We start from the raw sequence: 14,834 nt of genomic DNA on the forward strand, positions 1-14,834 counted from the left end.
GGCCAGATCCGGGTAGCTGACGGGCGCGGGCGGCCGATAGCCCAGCGACGAATGCGGTCGGACGCGGTTGTAGGTGTGTTGCCACAGACCGATCACGATCTGCGCCTCCTTTAATGAGTAGAAGATCTCCTGGCGTAGGCACTCGTCACGAAGCTTGCCGTTGAAGCTCTCACAATACCCGTTCTCCCACGGCATCCCGGAACACATCCGCTGCGACACTGGTCCCGAGATGATCTCGAAGGCGCTGCGCAAATGGGTCGCCAAAACTGGCTCACAGATCCAGTACATCGCACCAGGATCGCCGTGGGTGAACAGGTATTGTGTGACCTTCAACGGCAAGCTTCGTGACGAGTGCTTACGCCAGGAGATCTTCTACTCATTAAAGGAGGCGCAGATCGTGATCGGTCTGTGGCAAAACACCTACACCCGCGTCCGACCGCATTCGTCGCTGGGCTATCGGCCGCCCGCGCCCGTCAGCTACCCGGATCTGGCCTTCCGGCTACCCATGGCTGCCACCATGCAGTAGCCTCTCAATCGGCTCGGTCCAAAATACCGGTCAGGTCACAGGCTGTCCGATTGCAGCATCGGCTTGAGCGCGTCGGGACCGACCCGAGCATCAGCAGCGTCACCGGGCATTGCTGAGCACCCAACGAGCAAGAGGGCGAGGATCGAAGAGCGGATCATGCGCGACCATGCGTGCTGTCGTTGCGGGGTATCGTGCTGAAGGCACGAAATGGGATTGCCCCTGTTTGGTGGACACCGAGAGCGCTTTCGCGTGAGGTGTTTGTCCAATGCCGAAGAGTCGTCCCCCTTACCCCATCGAGTTCCGCCGACAGATGGTCGAGTTGGTCCGCGCCGGGCGTGATCCGAACGATCTGGCTCGCGAGTTCGAGCCCTCCGCTCAGGCCATCCGCAACTGGGTTGCCGAGGCCGATCGCAGCGAAGGCCGACGTGAGGCGAAGCCGCCGCCTGCCGATCCGGGCCTGACGGCCGCCGAGCGCGACGAACTCGTCCGGCTTCGGCGTGAGAACCGACAACTCAAGCTGGAGCGCGATATCCTCTCTCGCGCGACGGCCTGGTTCGCTCGGGAGACCGGGGTTCTCCCCTCGGGGTCTTCCGGTTCATGAGCGCCAACCAGGCCGATTTCCCCATCGCCGCCATGGCGCGCACGCTCGGCGTATCAAAGGCCGGGTACTATGCCTGGGTCGACCGGCAGCCATCGGCGCGACGGTTGGCAGACACGGCCTTGCTGAAGCGGATCCGCACCGTCCATCTCGGCTCGCATGAGACCTATGGTGCACCGCGCGTCCACGCCGATCTACGCGACCAGGGTGAACGGCATTCCCGCAAACGCATCGCCCGGCTGATGCGCGAAGCCGGTCTCGTCGGAACCAGCCATCGGCGCGGCGGGCCTGTCACGACGCGACGAGATCGAAAGGCGCGACCGGCCCCCGACCTCGTCGACCGCAACTTCGCGGCCACCGCCCCGAACCGGCTCTGGGTAGCCGACATCACCTACGTGCCCACGGCCGCCGGCTTCCTCTATCTCGCGGTGGTGCTCGACGCCTTCAGCCGCCGGATCGTCGGGTGGGCCATGGCGACTCACCTGCGCTCGGAACTCGTCATGGACGCTCTGGAGATGGCCGTCACCCAGCGCAGGCCCCGCGATGTCATCCACCACTCCGATCAGGGCTCGCAATACACGTCGCTGGCCTTCGGCAATCGATGCCGAGAGGCTGGCGTACGCCCCTCGATGGGATCGGTCGGCGATGCCTACGACAACGCCATGGCCGAAAGCTTCTTCTCGACCCTCGAATGTGAGTTGCTCGGCCGCCGCTGCTTCCGCTCGCAGGCCGAGGCTCGGATGGCTTGCTTCAGCTATATCGAGGGCTTCTACAATCCGCTGCGCCGGCACTCGGCGCTCGGCTACCGCTCGCCCGTCGTCTACGAGAATAAAACCCGCTCGGACCCGTTGCCCGAGACCCTGCTCAGCCAAGCCCCCTGAACCGTCCACAGAAACGGGGCAATCCCAAAAGACCACCGGTGTTCCCGGGGAGAGATCGCTTCCATATCCTGCTTGCAGGCAGCCCGCGCCTCGACGCCATCAGCCGCAAGCACAAGCTGGTCAGAAATCAATCGGCAAACAGACTCGACACTGCCAAAAAAGATTGATCCCGCCCCATCCGCCGCCTCGTGGAAGAGACGCTGAAGGCGATCTTCACCCACTTCGGCAAAGCCATAGGCCACCATGCCCGCACTGCCCTTCAATCACCGCGGCCAACTCACGACACCGACCGTCAGGGATGCGGCGCGTCAGACAAGTGGGGACTTAGCTCGGGCAGAGGCAGAAGCCGAAAAGCGAGCGCTGGACGAGCGGACGGCGCAGCTGCGGGCGAAGCGGCTGGCCCAGGCTGGCGAGAAGCCTTGACGGCCAATATGCTGCAGCAGCTACAGGCCAAAGCTCTGAGGAAAGCGAGCAGATGCCCAAGGGCCGACGTGAACTGTCGAACCGCTCGCTCCCTGAAAGCCTCACACGGCATTTATCCGATCCGAAGGGCAAGATCGCGAAGACGCCTGACGGCCGCCGTCGTCCTTACAGGCTGTCTGGAGCGGCGATGGGGCTCGCCACCTCGGTGGTGACCCTCGTGATCATCGTACTGGCAGGCGGTCACGTGCTGCGCGCCTGGTAGGCGTATGGCGGAGTTGGCAATCCATTTGCACTCGCTCTTGAGCCAACTGCGTCCCGTCATACCCGGTCATGCGGCTGGTTAGGGACGACTGCGCTTATCCCCCCAGCGCAGTCGTCCCGCCTCGTTGAAGAAGGCGACCCAGCCCATGATCGTGCCGCCTCTCCCGAGCAACTTGACCTTGATGGCCCTCGTTATCGTTGTGCTGGCTGGGTTGGCGGATTGGACGTTCCTGTTGCCCGATGATCCGATTGGAGCTTTCTCGGACGCTGCTATCGCTGGCGGATCGGCTACAGCATTCATGCTGCCCCTCCTCTTACGCTGATGCCGGACACAGCTCGCTTGGCGTCCCTGATCGAGGCCGTCGCTGCAACCCGCGACCAGGGAGGCGTGCGCGAACCGCCTCAGCATCAACCGATCGTTAACCAAAGCTGCCCGACCTTGGTGCTGTATCGAAGCAGCGAGGCACCCATGGCGCTCGACGGGAACCGACCGCATCCAGGTGCTCTCGCGAGATACCCGGTCCCGATTGAGCTCATCTCGGGGCTATTCCGTGCGGACGATGAGGAACGCGACCACCTCCTCGCCCGCATGCCCTCGTATGGCAGGGCAAGGATCGCCGCCTATTGCGCAGTGAACGAACGGCTGGAGGAACTGGGCCTCAAGGTAGCCAGGACCTGCGATGAAGCTATGCTCGCAAGGGCCGCGGGTCCCGTGCTGGGCGCCGACCTGTTCATCCGATCGCGGCGGGAGACGGCGATCGAGCCTCAGCTACAAGCTGCCTGATCAGGCTGCACCTTCAATATGAGAGTGGATGGTACTCTGGCCGCGACTGGACAGCCTATGCCGCCAGAGGTGAAGCGCACCGAACTCGGCCGATCGCCCGTTACCGGTAGCGATCACCTGGAGATCATCACGCAGCTGGTGGAGTTTCCGCCAGGCGCGACGTCGCCACGCCACTTCCATCACGGCGAAGAGACGTTCTACGTGCTGGAGGGCGGCACAGTGCAGGAGCCCAGCCAGCCTCCTCGGGAACGTATCCCCGGCGAGCACGGCATCATCCGGCGCGGCACCCATCACTCGGGCTACACCGTCATCGGCAACAGGACCATCAAGGTTCTGTCGGTCTACGTGGTCGACAAAGGGAGGCCCCTGCAGGAGCTGGTCGCATAGCGGGTCGCTCGGATACCATGGCGCTCCTGTCATTCATGCTCCGTGCTGCATGAGGCGAAGGGGCAACGTGCTTGCGCCCGCTGTCGGCTTGCCGTCATAGCCTCCGAGAGGGCCTGTAGCTCAACGGTTAGAGCCGACCGCTCATAACGGTCTGGTTGCAGGTTCGAGTCCTGCCGGGCCCACCAAGCTTCTCAGCCGCCCTCGAAGCGGCCGGCGTCATCTTTATCGAGGAGAACGGCCGGGGGCCGCGGGTTTGCGACGGGCGCGATGCTTGGTTCTCGGCGGCCAAGCGCCGACATCATCCAACTGCCCCAGAATGTATGAGTCGGGATTGCGGCCCATCATGTGTTGCCTTGCCCGCCAATCGCGTTGCTGCTGCGTGAGCAGGTGAATCCAAGGCGGCGGTCCGTTAGGGTCAACGACCCGGTCCTGATCGTCATCCATCGTGGCCTACCTTGGGTTTGCAGCAAGGCAGAGCTTACACGAGATCGGTCCAGCCTGGGCTTTGATGGGTCCGGACGGTAGTCCCGATCAGTCCGTCACCATTTCTCAGGCCCTTCCCAGCCGGATTCGATCACTGCCGCCGTCCTGGCGAAGGAAGGTTGCAGCTACCTTCCCGCGAAAAGCATCACGTCATCCCGGGCAGCGCGAGACCGCTGCGAACGAGCTCGTCAACGCCGCTCGCTGATAATCAGCTCGGCGGCGAGCGCGCAACGGGAAAGGTAGGAGGCGGTCGGCATCGTCCAGCTTTGCCGCGTAGGTTCGGCCAGCGCGAGATCACGCCATTCCGGTTCGGCCCGGTGTCCACCGCGTCTGTGCCAGGTCGCAGGCGGAACGAACGTGTCGGCGGTCCGCTTTCCTCGACAATTCGAAGAACCAGGGAGAGCGCCGTGGACGATGATCGCGTGTGGTCGTTCGAGAAGAGCCTGTGGACCTGCGACGCAGATCACTACCGCGAGCTCATCGACGAAGAATGTCTTATGGTCCTTCCACAACCGCCATTCGTCCTTGGTGGGACGCAGGCGATCGAGGCGGTCGCCTCTACGCCGCGGTGGGCCGAGATCGAGATCTCGGACAAGCGGATCAGCCGTCCGCAGGAAGGGCTCATCGTGATCGCCTATCATGCAGAGGCGAGCCGCGACGGCGAAACGTACGAGGCACATTGCACATCGACGTACCGCCGTCTGGAGCACGAGGTTTGGCGCGTCGTGCAGCACCAGCAAACGCCTCCGCTCGTGACACCCGCCGCAAAAGTCAGCGGCTGATTGGCGGAATATGGGGCGGCCTGTCAGGCCGCCCGCGGAACCACCGGTGTCGTCATCATCGAGAAGAACGGCAAAGAGCCGAAGCGGCGCGTCCTGACAGGAGCAATTCATGCTGAGTCCGGTTGAAGCCCTGCGAAAGCTGCGCGAAGAAATGGTGATGGATCGCCGCAGATCGGTGGATCAGCAGGAGAGTATCCAGAAGGTTCAGGCCGAAATCGAGGCAATCGATAGGGCCATCGTGGATGAACTAGCTATGCAAAGCAGCGTCGACTCGAAGTCCGGCAGTGTCTCAGTTTGAAGTCTGAGCCTGGTTCTGCACCCTCCTCGGCTCAGTCTCGTACGTTCGCACGTCCAATTCCACTGCCGTATGTTTGACGACAAACAGGAGGCTCCCATGGCCGATCAAGATCGTGCACTCATCGACACGCACGGCGAACAAGATAATGTGGCCTTGGCCCAATTAGGAGCAGCTGTGATCCTGGCGTGGCCCTTATTAGATCCCGACCTGCAGCACGATTTAATCGCAACAGCCGCCGTTGTGGATGGCGTCAAACGAGATCCGAGCTTTGAAGAAATCCTGACCCGGCTCGTTCAGATGAATAATCGGGGCGGTGGCTAAGTATGCCCACTGGACCCATGGGCCAGCGCCGCGATGCCAAAGCGATCAGCAGCCCCATCTCGGCGATTCTGATCGCTATCGGCGTCATCTTCATCAAGGAGAACGGTGAGGGGCCTGGGGTGCGGTTGCGGAAGACCGCGTCCGATGCAACCTCAAGCGCCGCGCCCACTGACGTAGCAGATTTGCCCTAGGTCGCTCGCGCGCACGTTGAGAAAATGCCCGATAACTCGCCGCCAAAGAACTTAGCAGCTGAGATTGCTCGGAAGCGGCAGGCTCCAAGCGAGATGAAGCTTCTAGGTCTCAGCCCGAACTCAAAGATGCTTGGGTTGTTCGGGATGAACAAGCGGGTGATCGCAGTCTCTGATGCGGCGCTGTACGACGTAAAAATGGCGGACTGGATAGACCCTGAGCGTACAAATCCCAGCCTTAATAACATGCAAAGGAAAATATCGAAGAGGGGCGCTTCCTCGCCATCGGTGTCGAGAACGATATTGACCGCCGAGGTTTTATCACAGCCAGGATTCATCAGAGAGCTTGATAGAGAGGCGCTGCTTGGGCTGGCTATGAATGGCGCTCTCTGCTTATCGTCCATGGATGACGATTCCGATGCCATATCTGCCTTCGAGCAGTCTGTTGTAGATAATATTGATAGAATAGACCCTATCGGCGTTTCAGTCATCGTGCCGTACCACGATGGGCTTGAAGCAAGGGTGAAGTCGTTTTTTCAAAGCTCGATTCACTGCCTCCAATCTCTTTTGGATATTTCGGCGTTGTTTTACGGCGATGGGTGCAAGAAGGGGTACTTTGAGGGCCTAAGAGATCATCTTAAGCATTCAAGGAAAGATGAAGTATTTTCTGATTACCTGAAAAGAAATCTCAACTTCATAAAGTTCCTTCGCGAGGTGAGAAACGCTATCGAGCACCCTAAATTAAACAAAATAATGGTGATTCAAAACTATCGCTTGCTACCGAGCGGCGACATAGGCGGGCCCACTTTTGAACTCATTCATCCCAGTGTTGCTCATCCCGAAGTTGGATTGCCATCATTTTTAGTCCAAATTATCGATAGTTTGGCAACACTGTATGAGGAAGTTTTGGTCCAGCTGTTTGATAATAATTCTGAGAATTTTGGCGAGGTTAAATTCGGAGTAGTCCGGATTCCGCCCGAGAGGATGAGGTACGGCAGTGTCCGCTATGAGCTAAGTATAACAAATTTGCCATCAATCGCCGAAGACTGATCCAGTGAGATAGGTAGATAATATTGCGCACCGCCCTCGCCGCGCTCGCCTTCGTCGTCGCTGCCGATGGGGCGCAGGCTCAGTTGCCGCAGCCTCCGCGCTGATCATCCGCTCGCCCCCGCCCCGATCCGCTCACCGGGCGGGGCGGAAGTCGGCCGATCAAAAGCGACGCATAAAATCTCCGAGTTCGATGCGCATCCCCGCTTGAAAGCCGATGTGCCATGCCTGGACGTCGGCAGTTCGCATGCCGGATTCCTGATGCTCTCGGGCTACAATGATCCCGACCTGCTCGATCCGGCGCACGACGCCCTCAACGCTGCCTGTCTCCGGGCTCAGCGTCTTGATCATCTCGCTCGCTGCAAGCCGGCCAGATTTTTCGCCTCGATCGATGGGAGCTAGCGGCTTGCTATGCGGCGGCATGGGCCACGATTGCCTCACCTGTATGAGCTGATACACAACATGGCTCGTGAGACAGGATGGCGGACGGTGGTTACCGGGCCGTGCTGGTCTGCGAACTCAAGCAACCCGAGCCGGCATTCGGCACGAAAAAGCCCGCACCGGCGAACCGGGCGGGCGAAGGTTGTGACATCGAGCTTTGGGGGAGTCGAAAATCGCGGGGACCATACCGTGGTCCAAACCAAAAGAAAGCCCCGCGCGGCGGCTGCCGGCGGGGCTGAAGTTGCCATTGGGCTTCGAGCACTATGCATGGCTCGGCCGATACTGATTCGCTTCGCCCGTTTGGATGACATCAGGGCCTCACTCCGCCTTCGCCATCTGCCGCCCGTGGTTCCGCACGACGTCGCGGAGGCCTTCAGCGGCCCGCTCGCGCTGTCATTCAACCGACCGCCAATCCGATCGCACGTTTTTCAATGGCTACCGAAACATACTACTTATGCGTGAATTGTTTCTGGGCAGTTTCTCGAAGTAAGGGACATCCATGCCTTTCGAAGCTCGGCTCTGCAAATGCTTCTTAAAATCAAACTTCGCCAACTCAGCTTGCGCTCAAAAATAGTTTTCGACGAAGACTATTGGTCGGGCTGCGTGTCGCACTTCTGGCGCAAACACAAAGAGTCGAAGCTTCGAATAAGAAAATTCGCAATTCAAAATCCTACTATAGCCCTAAAGGCTTTTTTTGGACACCTTTTCATTCCGAGATTGACTGCCGAACTGGGTCAAACGCGGATCGGCTTGACGATCAAAGATGTAATTAATCGAAAAATCTTGTTTGGAACAGTTTCGCTTGGATTTTTTGGGGCCTGCGTTCTACATATCCCTGTTAACGCCGCCGATTACAGCGCCGGATCAAGCAAGCAGACGCTCCGGCGGAAAGTGCGTGCGGCCCGTAAAGTAGGCGTGACTTGGCGTTCGGTCACAGATCTTGTAGAGCAAAGAGCATTGATCAACACGCTCCATGCTTACGTGCCGGCTAAAACACGCATCCGGTTGGAAGGCAATGATTGGGGCGGCTTAGTAGGGTCCAAATCATGGACGGTCGGGTATGGACCGGATGGCCAGCCTCTAATAATCGCAGTCACGCCACATGATGGTCAATGGGCGATAATAGATTTATTTGTAACACTCGGCGAAACACAGATCCATTCCGATGCACGTTACTATCTTACTCAAGTAGTAGTCGAAAAATTATCTGCATCAGGCGTTAAATATCTTCTCGACACCGATAGCGCAAATAATTTGCCGGCTGGTTTGTGGCATTTTCAGCGGATGATTGGTTTTAAGGTGGCTCGCGTGAGAGTTGCGCGCAGTGCAACAAAAGTTGATTTACAAGGTTCCGCTAGTAAAACGTATGCCTATGGACCTTCCACTAGGCACGCCGTACAATCAGACGTGGAAATGGCGCGGACAAGCTGAATATAGTACCTGCGAAACATCGAGGCAGATGAACATCTTCGACCCGCCGTCCGCTCTAGCCATCATCCACCAACGCCGCAGCACCACGTCCTTGAACAGGTTGCTGGTGGCAGGCGCTCAATCCGCCTTCCGCATCTGCGCGCCGCTGCGCTGCTCACCTCCTCGGCCCCGCCCCAATCTGCTCACGGGGCGGGGGCGTCCGATCTCACCGGCGGTCGAGCCGAACCACCTCGCCACGATCGTTAAGGATCGTGTTGTACCCGGATTAGGGGAGGACCAACATGGTCAGGATCCGGGGCTTCATATTGGACGGCGTCGCGTTGATCGGCATCGCAGCAGGTCTCGTCGCCGGCATTAGCGGTTACGTGCACAGCTTGCCCAGCCGGCTGGAGCGCGTCGTCGTCGCGGTCGAGAAGCTGGAAGTCGAAATCACCGGCTCCATCGAGCCAAAAGGCGATCGCCAGCCATCGACAGGAGGCTGATCACCGAATCAGTTGTGGCGTGCCGCCACAGCTCAGAACTCACGGTCACAGGACTCATTCGACCGAACATCAGCCGTTCGGGATCATGACCTTGCCCGCCTACACGCTTCGCCAGTTCCTGCGCTCGACCGAAGGCGACGGCTCTGTCACCGATGAGACCCGGGACATTGAGGCAGCAAGCGACGGCGAAGCCATTCAGATCGCCCAAGCTGTGGTCGCCGAGCCGCATCAGGATCTCGTCGGGATCGAGCTTACGGACATCGACGAGCGCTTGGTTTGGAGCTTGAGACGCGGCGAGACGATCAGCCCGCGGCCACAAGACGTGTAGGTCAGCCATGAAAAAACCCGCGCCGGCTAACCGAGCGGGTTCTCTCTTGCAAGTTGATCAGCGCCCAGCGGTGCGCTGCATGCAGGATACGTACTCTTGAGTGCCGCGCGAGGATAAGTTGGGACGCTCCGACCGCATCATGGTGAGTTCGGCGTCACAAGGATGCTTAGCTGCGGCAGGACCAGCGTCGCTTACGATCTTGTTCTTAGCAGCACACTCTGCGTAGCGCCGATGCCCTTCCATCGCTTGATTTGGGCGATCAGAACGCATCATGGTCAACTCGGAGTCGCACGCATGTTTAGCAGGCGCATCAACGGTGAGATTTACTTTGTTCTTGTTGACGCATTCTGCGTAAGCAACGTGTCCAGCAGAAGAAAGATTTGGCCGATCCGAGCGCATCATAGTCAATTCATTATCGCACGGGCCGGCATTTGCGGACGCAGCCGTCAGTAGAATTGCCACGCCTGCGAGAGACATCTTCACTAAGGTATTCATTATTCCCTCCCATTATTGTTTTGGCTGCTCAATCGAGCGGCTCTTAGGAGGGCCATCAAGTGGCACGCCGCTCTTTGGGTGATTTCCAGCGAGATTTGTAATTTTATTCCCTACCACATTCCTCTCCGCTGTTGGCCGCCATTGCATAGGCGCGGCTTGCCTACACAGCCTTCGCCATCTGCCTCCCATGGTTCTGGACGTTGTCGCGGAAAAGGTTGCCGGTGGCTGAAGTCGGGCCCCTCATCCTAGGCAAAGTGGGCAGCAGCGAACCACCTCTCGTCGAAAGCGTTCCCGACTCTTCAGCGGCAAGGAACGCGACATGAAGGTAATCTCGGCAACCGTCCTCGGCCTGGCGCTCCTAAGCGGAGTAGCTCCGGCCTTTGCGCAACCCTATGGCGGGCGCGACTATGGCTACGATCGCGGCGACTATGGCTCCCGCGACAGGGGCTACGGAGATCGCGGCTATGGCGATCGAGGCTACGGTGACCGTGATCGCCGCGATTACGATCGGGACATTGACCGAGGTTCGCGAGGCGGGCGGGGCGACTACGCTTTCAATGAGGAAGAGTATCTGCGGTGCAATCCGGACGTGCGCCGGGCGGTCATAGGTCGAGCGATCAAGTCTGGGCTTGAACACTACCGGAAGGTCGGGATGGCGGAAGGCCGGAAGCTGAGCTGCTGATCTAGGAGTGGCCGCACTCAAGTAAGGGTGACCGGCCATGAAAAAGCCCGCGCCGGCGAACCGGGCGGGCTGATCCAGGCCAAGCCATTCTGGTAGGAGGAGGCCGGGCCCGGAAGGATTCTACCGCGATCGGCGCAAGAAGAAAGCCCCGCGCGGCGGTTGCCGGCGGGGCTGAGAAGCGGACGTCCCGTATGGCAGCGAGGCGTCGAGATAGACCATAACCGCACGCTGATGAAAAAACCGGACAGGGCACTGGCCCCAGCAGGCTGTCGGCTACCGGCAGTAGGCTGTCGCGGGGTTGCACCCAAGCACGCCCAGCTAATCGACCACCCGCCTGCCTGTCTTGCAGCGGTCAGTTCGCTCAGCCGGCGAACTGGTTCGAAGCTCATGGCGTGCTTGATCGAGGTACTCCTGACGTTCAAGCTCCGTCAGGCAGGCGACGGTATGGCCCTGGCGGGCCTCCCGATCAGTGAAAGCCTCATCCCAAGCCCGATCGTCGTGGTTCTTCTCGATGAAGGTGCGTTTGGCACGTGCCAGCACCTCGTCTTCGGTCGGCTCGCTCATGGCTGGGCTCCCACGCGATCCGCAGCCTATCGCAAAGCCTCCTGAAGGCCACCCTCCCCCGCGGAGGGGGGAGGGCCCGGAGGCCCTCCGTTCAGGCTGCCCGGGCCTTGTACCGGACGATCCCGGAGGCGTTGAGCAGATCGACCCGCTTGTGAGCCTCGTGCTCGCTGCACCGGATGATCGCCTTGCCGGTCTTGGTGTCGACGATCTGGAAGGACTTGGTCATCTGTTTGGTTCCTCGCTGCCGATTGCTATGTAATACTTGTAAATTATTTCGTCGTCAACAGTCGATCGCAAGAATATTGCAGATCAGGCGAATGTTTTTGCGCGGTCAGCAAGATCATCCCCATGCCTATATTGATGTCGTCCGAGAACCCCACCGACGCGAAGTCTGACGTGCGCCTCTACCTGCGAGGCCGGCGCAGCCGCGGTCGCTGGCGATGCCGGTAGAAGTGAAGCTTTCGCACGCAGGGACGACCCTGACCTCTGCCGCAGCAGTTTGAGCGAGCTACGGAATGGAAAATCATTTTTTGATCGGCCGGACTAGAAATGCATGAATAAAATTGGTCGGAGATCGGATGATATGTTGCGACGTCTTGACTTGACGATCGCTTTGGGTCGTTCGTGTGGATTGCCCCAGAAGGACTTTGACATGACTGAGATCACGCCCGCCCCGCAGAATAACCACATCGAGCTGAGTGCCGACATCGTGGCGGCTTACGTGTCGAACAACAGCGTTCCGGTTGCCGAACTCCCTGCCCTGCTTTCCGGGATCTACTCCGCTCTGTCCGGGCTCGGCCAGGGTGGCGCCCCGGAGACATCGGCGGTCGAGAAGCCTACGCCTGCACAGATCCGCAAGTCCGTGAAGGACGACGCACTGGTGAGCTTCCTCGACGGCAAGCCATACAAGACGCTGAAGCGGCACCTCAGCGGGAACGGCATGACGATCGAGCAATACCGCGAGCGCTTCGGTCTGCCGAAGGATTACCCCTCGACGGCCGCGAGCTACTCAGCGCAGCGCTCGGCGCTCGCCAAAAGTCTCGGGCTGGGTCAGCAGCGGCGGAAGGCGGCGGCAAAGATCGCTCAGACCGACGAGACCATCGCCGAGACGCCGAAGAAGGCTGGCCGATCGAAGAAGGCTGCGGAGCCGGCAGCGAAGCCGACCAAGGGCCGCAAGAAGGCTTCAGCGGCCGTCGCGGCCGAGTGAGGGTGCTCGGCGCCTACAGCCTATCGATCCAGGCTGTAGGCGGATCCAGGACGTGGGCGGCGAGCGAATGCTGCCCACACTCCAATCCAGACAGTGATCGGCGATTCGTCCGATCCGCCGCCGCTTCCATGAGCGGCCGTATCGCTTCGTTAAGCGTCGTATGGTCAGCCTGCCGCGACAGCCGAATTGGATCGGCGTGACAATTTTGGATCCATATGCGCAGAGATTCACGGCGCTCGTTCACCGTCGAGATCAAGTCTACCGATCGTCGGCATGCGACCATCATCCCTCGGCGCTCGGCCCCGCCAGCAGTCACCTCGCCATGGTTCAGCAAGGTCGTCTCTCCCGAGCCGCCAGCACCGGTCCCAGAGCAGCGCCGCGTCCTCCCCAGCCTCATCGTACCCGAGGCGGTCGAGATCGAGGTCGAGCTGGTGCCGGTCGCTGATGAGATCCGCGTGAAGCGCCCGCGCGGCCGGCCTCGCAAAACTGCTCCTGCCCCGTGCGCGTCATTCGAAGACCTTGTCGACGTCGCGCCTGTGCCGACGCCTGAAGTCGCTGCTGCTTTTCAGGCGGATGTGGATCACCCTGTGATGGTTACAGCACCGGCGCTTCGCGCTCTCCAGATCAAGCCGGCCACGAACCTTGCACCGGGCGAACGGTGGAAGCGGCGCCTCGGACGCTGGGCTCGCTGAAATCAGGGGCGCGTGATCTGCCATCCATGAGGTCCGCCCTAGATCTATCACAAGCCAGCCTCACCGGCATTCGCTCGGACCGGATCGACAAGATGCTGACTGGTGAGGATGTGCCGCCTCACGTCCAATCCAGCCTGTTCGTCTGGCAGGCCGAGCCTCGGGCATTCGCGCTCGCACGGGAATGGGCGGACGATCATGCACATGATGTGCGAGAGACACCATGAATAATAATTGCTAATTAAATCTATAACTTGGTAAGTCCGATAGATCGAATCTTTGGAGAGAGCATAATCGTGAGCGAACTTGATGACGAAAGGAAATCCACCGTCGATAGACTTGAGGCGTTCAAAGCCGCAATCGAGCGCTACAAGGATACGCGGTACGCATCTCCGGAAACTCGGTCTAAAATTGTCCGAAATTCAGTATGGGTTAGGCAAGTAACGATTGAGAACGGGACGTACGCAACGTTCACAATCTCCCCGCCTCCTGCAGTCGGAGGCCTTTTGATGCGCAATGTCGATCCGTTTGATGCGCTATTCAACAATACCTATGGGCTTGATCTGACCGAAAACGTTGGGGACATAATAGACAAAACCATCGCGGTCATTTCGGATCCTTCCATTAGAAAAAGACCGAAACCCAAACCGGATGAGACTATTGTAAGAAATGAAGTACGCTCAGGCTATGCTTTTGTAGCGATGGCTATTGATGACACGAAGGGCGAACTGGTCGATACTTTGGATGCCATCAAAGAAGCGGCCACCCGGTGCGGCATTCAAGCTGAACGGGTCGATGAAGAGCAATCAAACGACCGCATTACGGATCGTATCTTGAAGTCTATAGATGCTGCCGAACACGTCATTGTGGATCTTACGCTTGAGCGGCCAAACGTATTCTATGAGGCCGGATACGCACAGGGAAAAGGTAAGATACCTATTTATATCGCGCGATCTGGGACAAAACTACATTTTGATCTGAAAGACTATCCAATTATCTTCTTTTCCACCTACAAACAACTAAAGGACGATCTTGAAAAACGTTTGCGCGCCGTCTCATCTGTAAAAGCGTTAAGCTCCGGCGCTGAATACGACGGCGCTATGCCCGTAGAAGAGCCTCCTCCATCATTGCCACCACCGGCGACTGACCGCTGAGGCCGTAAAACCTCGCCACTGCATCCACCGCTCGCAGAAACAGCACCGCGAGTTCGCGCTCCCCGCCCATGCCCATGTCGCGCATCGCGGTGAAGGTGCGCCGCTCGAACACTCGATGAAACAACAGCGCCTGGGCTTCTTCGCCGATGCGGGCGGACAGGCGCTGCATCTCGGCGAGACCATCGCAGCGATCGTCCGGCACGCCCGGCAGCCCCTTCGACACGTCCACGCCTCGCTCGAACTTCGGATTCTGGAATAGGCCGGCATAGGCGCGGTGGCAGAGTTCGTCGAAGCGCTGCATGGCCAGGCCCCGCGGGCCAGTCCGGTCCGGGGCCGATCGGATCAGCGTGCGGTATTCGGCGAGCACAGCCCGCTTTTCGGC

General features: G+C 59.5%; 19 protein-coding genes, 1 tRNA gene and 2 pseudogenes. 16 read left to right on the top strand and 6 right to left on the bottom strand.

All coding sequences use genetic code 11. The features are described 5' to 3' along the window. Positions 1-198: pseudogene (locus MKL09_RS06300) on the bottom strand (integrase core domain-containing protein); the annotation flags it as partial. Between MKL09_RS06300 and MKL09_RS06305 the strand changes: the two are divergent. The 10 genes and pseudogenes from MKL09_RS06305 to MKL09_RS06350 all read left to right on the top strand — a co-directional run. Then, positions 185-526, top strand: a pseudogene (locus MKL09_RS06305) (integrase core domain-containing protein); the annotation flags it as partial. The pseudogenes MKL09_RS06300 and MKL09_RS06305 overlap by 14 nt on opposite strands. A gap of 265 nt (positions 527-791) precedes the next feature. Then, a protein-coding gene (locus tag MKL09_RS06310; protein WP_244018968.1) for an IS3 family transposase occupies positions 792-2,005 on the top strand; the annotation gives its coding sequence in 2 pieces (ribosomal slippage) (positions 792-1,071 and positions 1,071-2,005; 1,215 coding nt in all). Between the two features lie 475 nt (positions 2,006-2,480). Continuing rightward, the gene (locus tag MKL09_RS06315) at positions 2,481-2,690 is read left to right on the top strand and encodes a hypothetical protein (protein WP_244018969.1); all 210 of its coding nucleotides are present in this window, start codon (positions 2,481-2,483) and stop codon (positions 2,688-2,690) included. A 339-nt stretch (positions 2,691-3,029) separates the two neighbouring features. Next, positions 3,030-3,473, top strand: a complete 444-nt coding sequence (locus MKL09_RS06320) for a hypothetical protein (RefSeq protein WP_244018970.1) — start codon at positions 3,030-3,032, stop codon at positions 3,471-3,473. Positions 3,474-3,530: 57 nt separating this feature from the next. Beyond that, positions 3,531-3,860, top strand: a complete 330-nt coding sequence (locus MKL09_RS06325) for a cupin domain-containing protein (protein WP_244018971.1) — start codon at positions 3,531-3,533, stop codon at positions 3,858-3,860. A gap of 109 nt (positions 3,861-3,969) precedes the next feature. Beyond that, positions 3,970-4,045 (top strand) — tRNA-Ile (locus MKL09_RS06330). A gap of 705 nt (positions 4,046-4,750) precedes the next feature. Beyond that, the gene (locus MKL09_RS06335; protein WP_244018972.1) at positions 4,751-5,125 is read left to right on the top strand and encodes a DUF4440 domain-containing protein; all 375 of its coding nucleotides are present in this window, start codon (positions 4,751-4,753) and stop codon (positions 5,123-5,125) included. 109 nt (positions 5,126-5,234) lie between these two features. Further along, positions 5,235-5,423, top strand: a complete 189-nt coding sequence (locus tag MKL09_RS06340) for a hypothetical protein (protein ID WP_244018973.1) — start codon at positions 5,235-5,237, stop codon at positions 5,421-5,423. Between the two features lie 96 nt (positions 5,424-5,519). Then, the gene (locus MKL09_RS06345; RefSeq protein ID WP_244018974.1) at positions 5,520-5,744 is read left to right on the top strand and encodes a DUF3684 domain-containing protein; all 225 of its coding nucleotides are present in this window, start codon (positions 5,520-5,522) and stop codon (positions 5,742-5,744) included. Between the two features lie 215 nt (positions 5,745-5,959). Next, on the top strand, positions 5,960-6,982 hold the full coding sequence (locus MKL09_RS06350) for a hypothetical protein (protein ID WP_244018975.1): 1,023 nt from the start codon (positions 5,960-5,962) through the stop codon (positions 6,980-6,982). A 159-nt stretch (positions 6,983-7,141) separates the two neighbouring features. Here MKL09_RS06350 and MKL09_RS06355 read toward each other — a convergent pair whose 3' ends face one another. Then, positions 7,142-7,330, bottom strand: coding sequence for a hypothetical protein (locus MKL09_RS06355; protein WP_244018977.1), 189 nt, complete (start codon positions 7,328-7,330; stop codon positions 7,142-7,144). A gap of 615 nt (positions 7,331-7,945) precedes the next feature. Here MKL09_RS06355 and MKL09_RS06360 point away from each other — a divergent pair. From MKL09_RS06360 to MKL09_RS06370, 3 genes are all read left to right on the top strand, one after another. After that, positions 7,946-8,851 carry a hypothetical protein gene (locus MKL09_RS06360; protein ID WP_244018978.1) on the top strand — a complete coding sequence of 302 codons (906 nt, stop codon included), beginning with the start codon at positions 7,946-7,948 and terminating at the stop codon, positions 8,849-8,851. Between the two features lie 281 nt (positions 8,852-9,132). Beyond that, a complete protein-coding gene (locus MKL09_RS06365; protein WP_244018980.1) occupies positions 9,133-9,333 on the top strand; it encodes a hypothetical protein in 201 nt (66 codons plus the stop codon). 91 nt (positions 9,334-9,424) lie between these two features. Beyond that, a complete protein-coding gene (locus tag MKL09_RS06370; protein ID WP_244018982.1) occupies positions 9,425-9,661 on the top strand; it encodes a hypothetical protein in 237 nt (78 codons plus the stop codon). A 57-nt stretch (positions 9,662-9,718) separates the two neighbouring features. Here the strand turns inward: MKL09_RS06370 and MKL09_RS06375 are convergent, their stop codons facing one another. Then, the gene (locus MKL09_RS06375; RefSeq protein WP_244018983.1) at positions 9,719-10,156 is read right to left on the bottom strand and encodes a hypothetical protein; all 438 of its coding nucleotides are present in this window, start codon (positions 10,154-10,156) and stop codon (positions 9,719-9,721) included. Between the two features lie 319 nt (positions 10,157-10,475). Here MKL09_RS06375 and MKL09_RS06380 point away from each other — a divergent pair, with 319 nt between their 5' ends. Then, positions 10,476-10,838 carry a hypothetical protein gene (locus MKL09_RS06380; protein WP_244018984.1) on the top strand — a complete coding sequence of 121 codons (363 nt, stop codon included), beginning with the start codon at positions 10,476-10,478 and terminating at the stop codon, positions 10,836-10,838. Positions 10,839-11,156: 318 nt separating this feature from the next. Here the strand turns inward: MKL09_RS06380 and MKL09_RS06385 are convergent, their stop codons facing one another. Together MKL09_RS06385 and MKL09_RS31925 are read right to left on the bottom strand one after the other, a co-directional pair. Then, positions 11,157-11,402: a hypothetical protein gene (locus MKL09_RS06385; RefSeq protein WP_244018985.1), complete on the bottom strand. Its 246-nt coding sequence runs from the start codon at positions 11,400-11,402 to the stop codon at positions 11,157-11,159. Between the two features lie 91 nt (positions 11,403-11,493). Further along, positions 11,494-11,628, bottom strand: a complete 135-nt coding sequence (locus MKL09_RS31925) for a hypothetical protein (protein WP_279605706.1) — start codon at positions 11,626-11,628, stop codon at positions 11,494-11,496. 426 nt (positions 11,629-12,054) lie between these two features. On the opposite strand from MKL09_RS31925, the gene MKL09_RS06390 reads away from it, so the two are divergent. Continuing rightward, positions 12,055-12,609, top strand: coding sequence for a MucR family transcriptional regulator (locus MKL09_RS06390; protein ID WP_244019028.1), 555 nt, complete (start codon positions 12,055-12,057; stop codon positions 12,607-12,609). Between the two features lie 1,198 nt (positions 12,610-13,807). Next, positions 13,808-14,452 carry a hypothetical protein gene (locus tag MKL09_RS06395; RefSeq protein WP_244018986.1) on the top strand — a complete coding sequence of 215 codons (645 nt, stop codon included), beginning with the start codon at positions 13,808-13,810 and terminating at the stop codon, positions 14,450-14,452. Here MKL09_RS06395 and MKL09_RS06400 read toward each other — a convergent pair. Further along, a complete protein-coding gene (locus MKL09_RS06400) occupies positions 14,397-14,819 on the bottom strand; it encodes a hypothetical protein (protein ID WP_244018987.1) in 423 nt (140 codons plus the stop codon). The two genes, MKL09_RS06395 and MKL09_RS06400, sit on opposite strands and share 56 nt — an antisense overlap. Positions 14,820-14,834: the final 15 nt, after the last annotated feature.

Origin of the sequence: Methylobacterium sp. J-048 (assembly GCF_022829515.1) — a bacterium.
Classification (GTDB): Bacteria; Pseudomonadota; Alphaproteobacteria; order Rhizobiales; family Beijerinckiaceae; genus Methylobacterium.

Excerpts from the sequence above, each read along its gene's own strand:
- MKL09_RS06345 (WP_244018974.1), top strand. The coding sequence starts at position 5,520 with ATGGCCGATCAAGATCGTGCACTCATCGACACGCACGGCGAACAAGAT.
- MKL09_RS06350 (WP_244018975.1), top strand. The coding sequence starts at position 5,960 with ATGCCCGATAACTCGCCGCCAAAGAACTTAGCAGCTGAGATTGCTCGG.
- MKL09_RS06355 (WP_244018977.1), bottom strand. The coding sequence starts at position 7,330 with ATGATCAAGACGCTGAGCCCGGAGACAGGCAGCGTTGAGGGCGTCGTG.
- MKL09_RS06385 (WP_244018985.1), bottom strand. The coding sequence starts at position 11,402 with ATGAGCGAGCCGACCGAAGACGAGGTGCTGGCACGTGCCAAACGCACC.
- MKL09_RS06365 (WP_244018980.1), top strand. The coding sequence starts at position 9,133 with ATGGTCAGGATCCGGGGCTTCATATTGGACGGCGTCGCGTTGATCGGC.
- MKL09_RS31925 (WP_279605706.1), bottom strand. The coding sequence starts at position 11,628 with ATGACCAAGTCCTTCCAGATCGTCGACACCAAGACCGGCAAGGCGATC.
- MKL09_RS06315 (WP_244018969.1), top strand. The coding sequence starts at position 2,481 with ATGCCCAAGGGCCGACGTGAACTGTCGAACCGCTCGCTCCCTGAAAGC.
- MKL09_RS06380 (WP_244018984.1), top strand. The coding sequence starts at position 10,476 with ATGAAGGTAATCTCGGCAACCGTCCTCGGCCTGGCGCTCCTAAGCGGA.
- MKL09_RS06375 (WP_244018983.1), bottom strand. The coding sequence starts at position 10,156 with ATGAATACCTTAGTGAAGATGTCTCTCGCAGGCGTGGCAATTCTACTG.
- MKL09_RS06360 (WP_244018978.1), top strand. The coding sequence starts at position 7,946 with ATGCTTCTTAAAATCAAACTTCGCCAACTCAGCTTGCGCTCAAAAATA.
- MKL09_RS06390 (WP_244019028.1), top strand. The coding sequence starts at position 12,055 with ATGACTGAGATCACGCCCGCCCCGCAGAATAACCACATCGAGCTGAGT.
- MKL09_RS06340 (WP_244018973.1), top strand. The coding sequence starts at position 5,235 with ATGCTGAGTCCGGTTGAAGCCCTGCGAAAGCTGCGCGAAGAAATGGTG.
- MKL09_RS06325 (WP_244018971.1), top strand. The coding sequence starts at position 3,531 with ATGCCGCCAGAGGTGAAGCGCACCGAACTCGGCCGATCGCCCGTTACC.
- MKL09_RS06395 (WP_244018986.1), top strand. The coding sequence starts at position 13,808 with ATGCGCAATGTCGATCCGTTTGATGCGCTATTCAACAATACCTATGGG.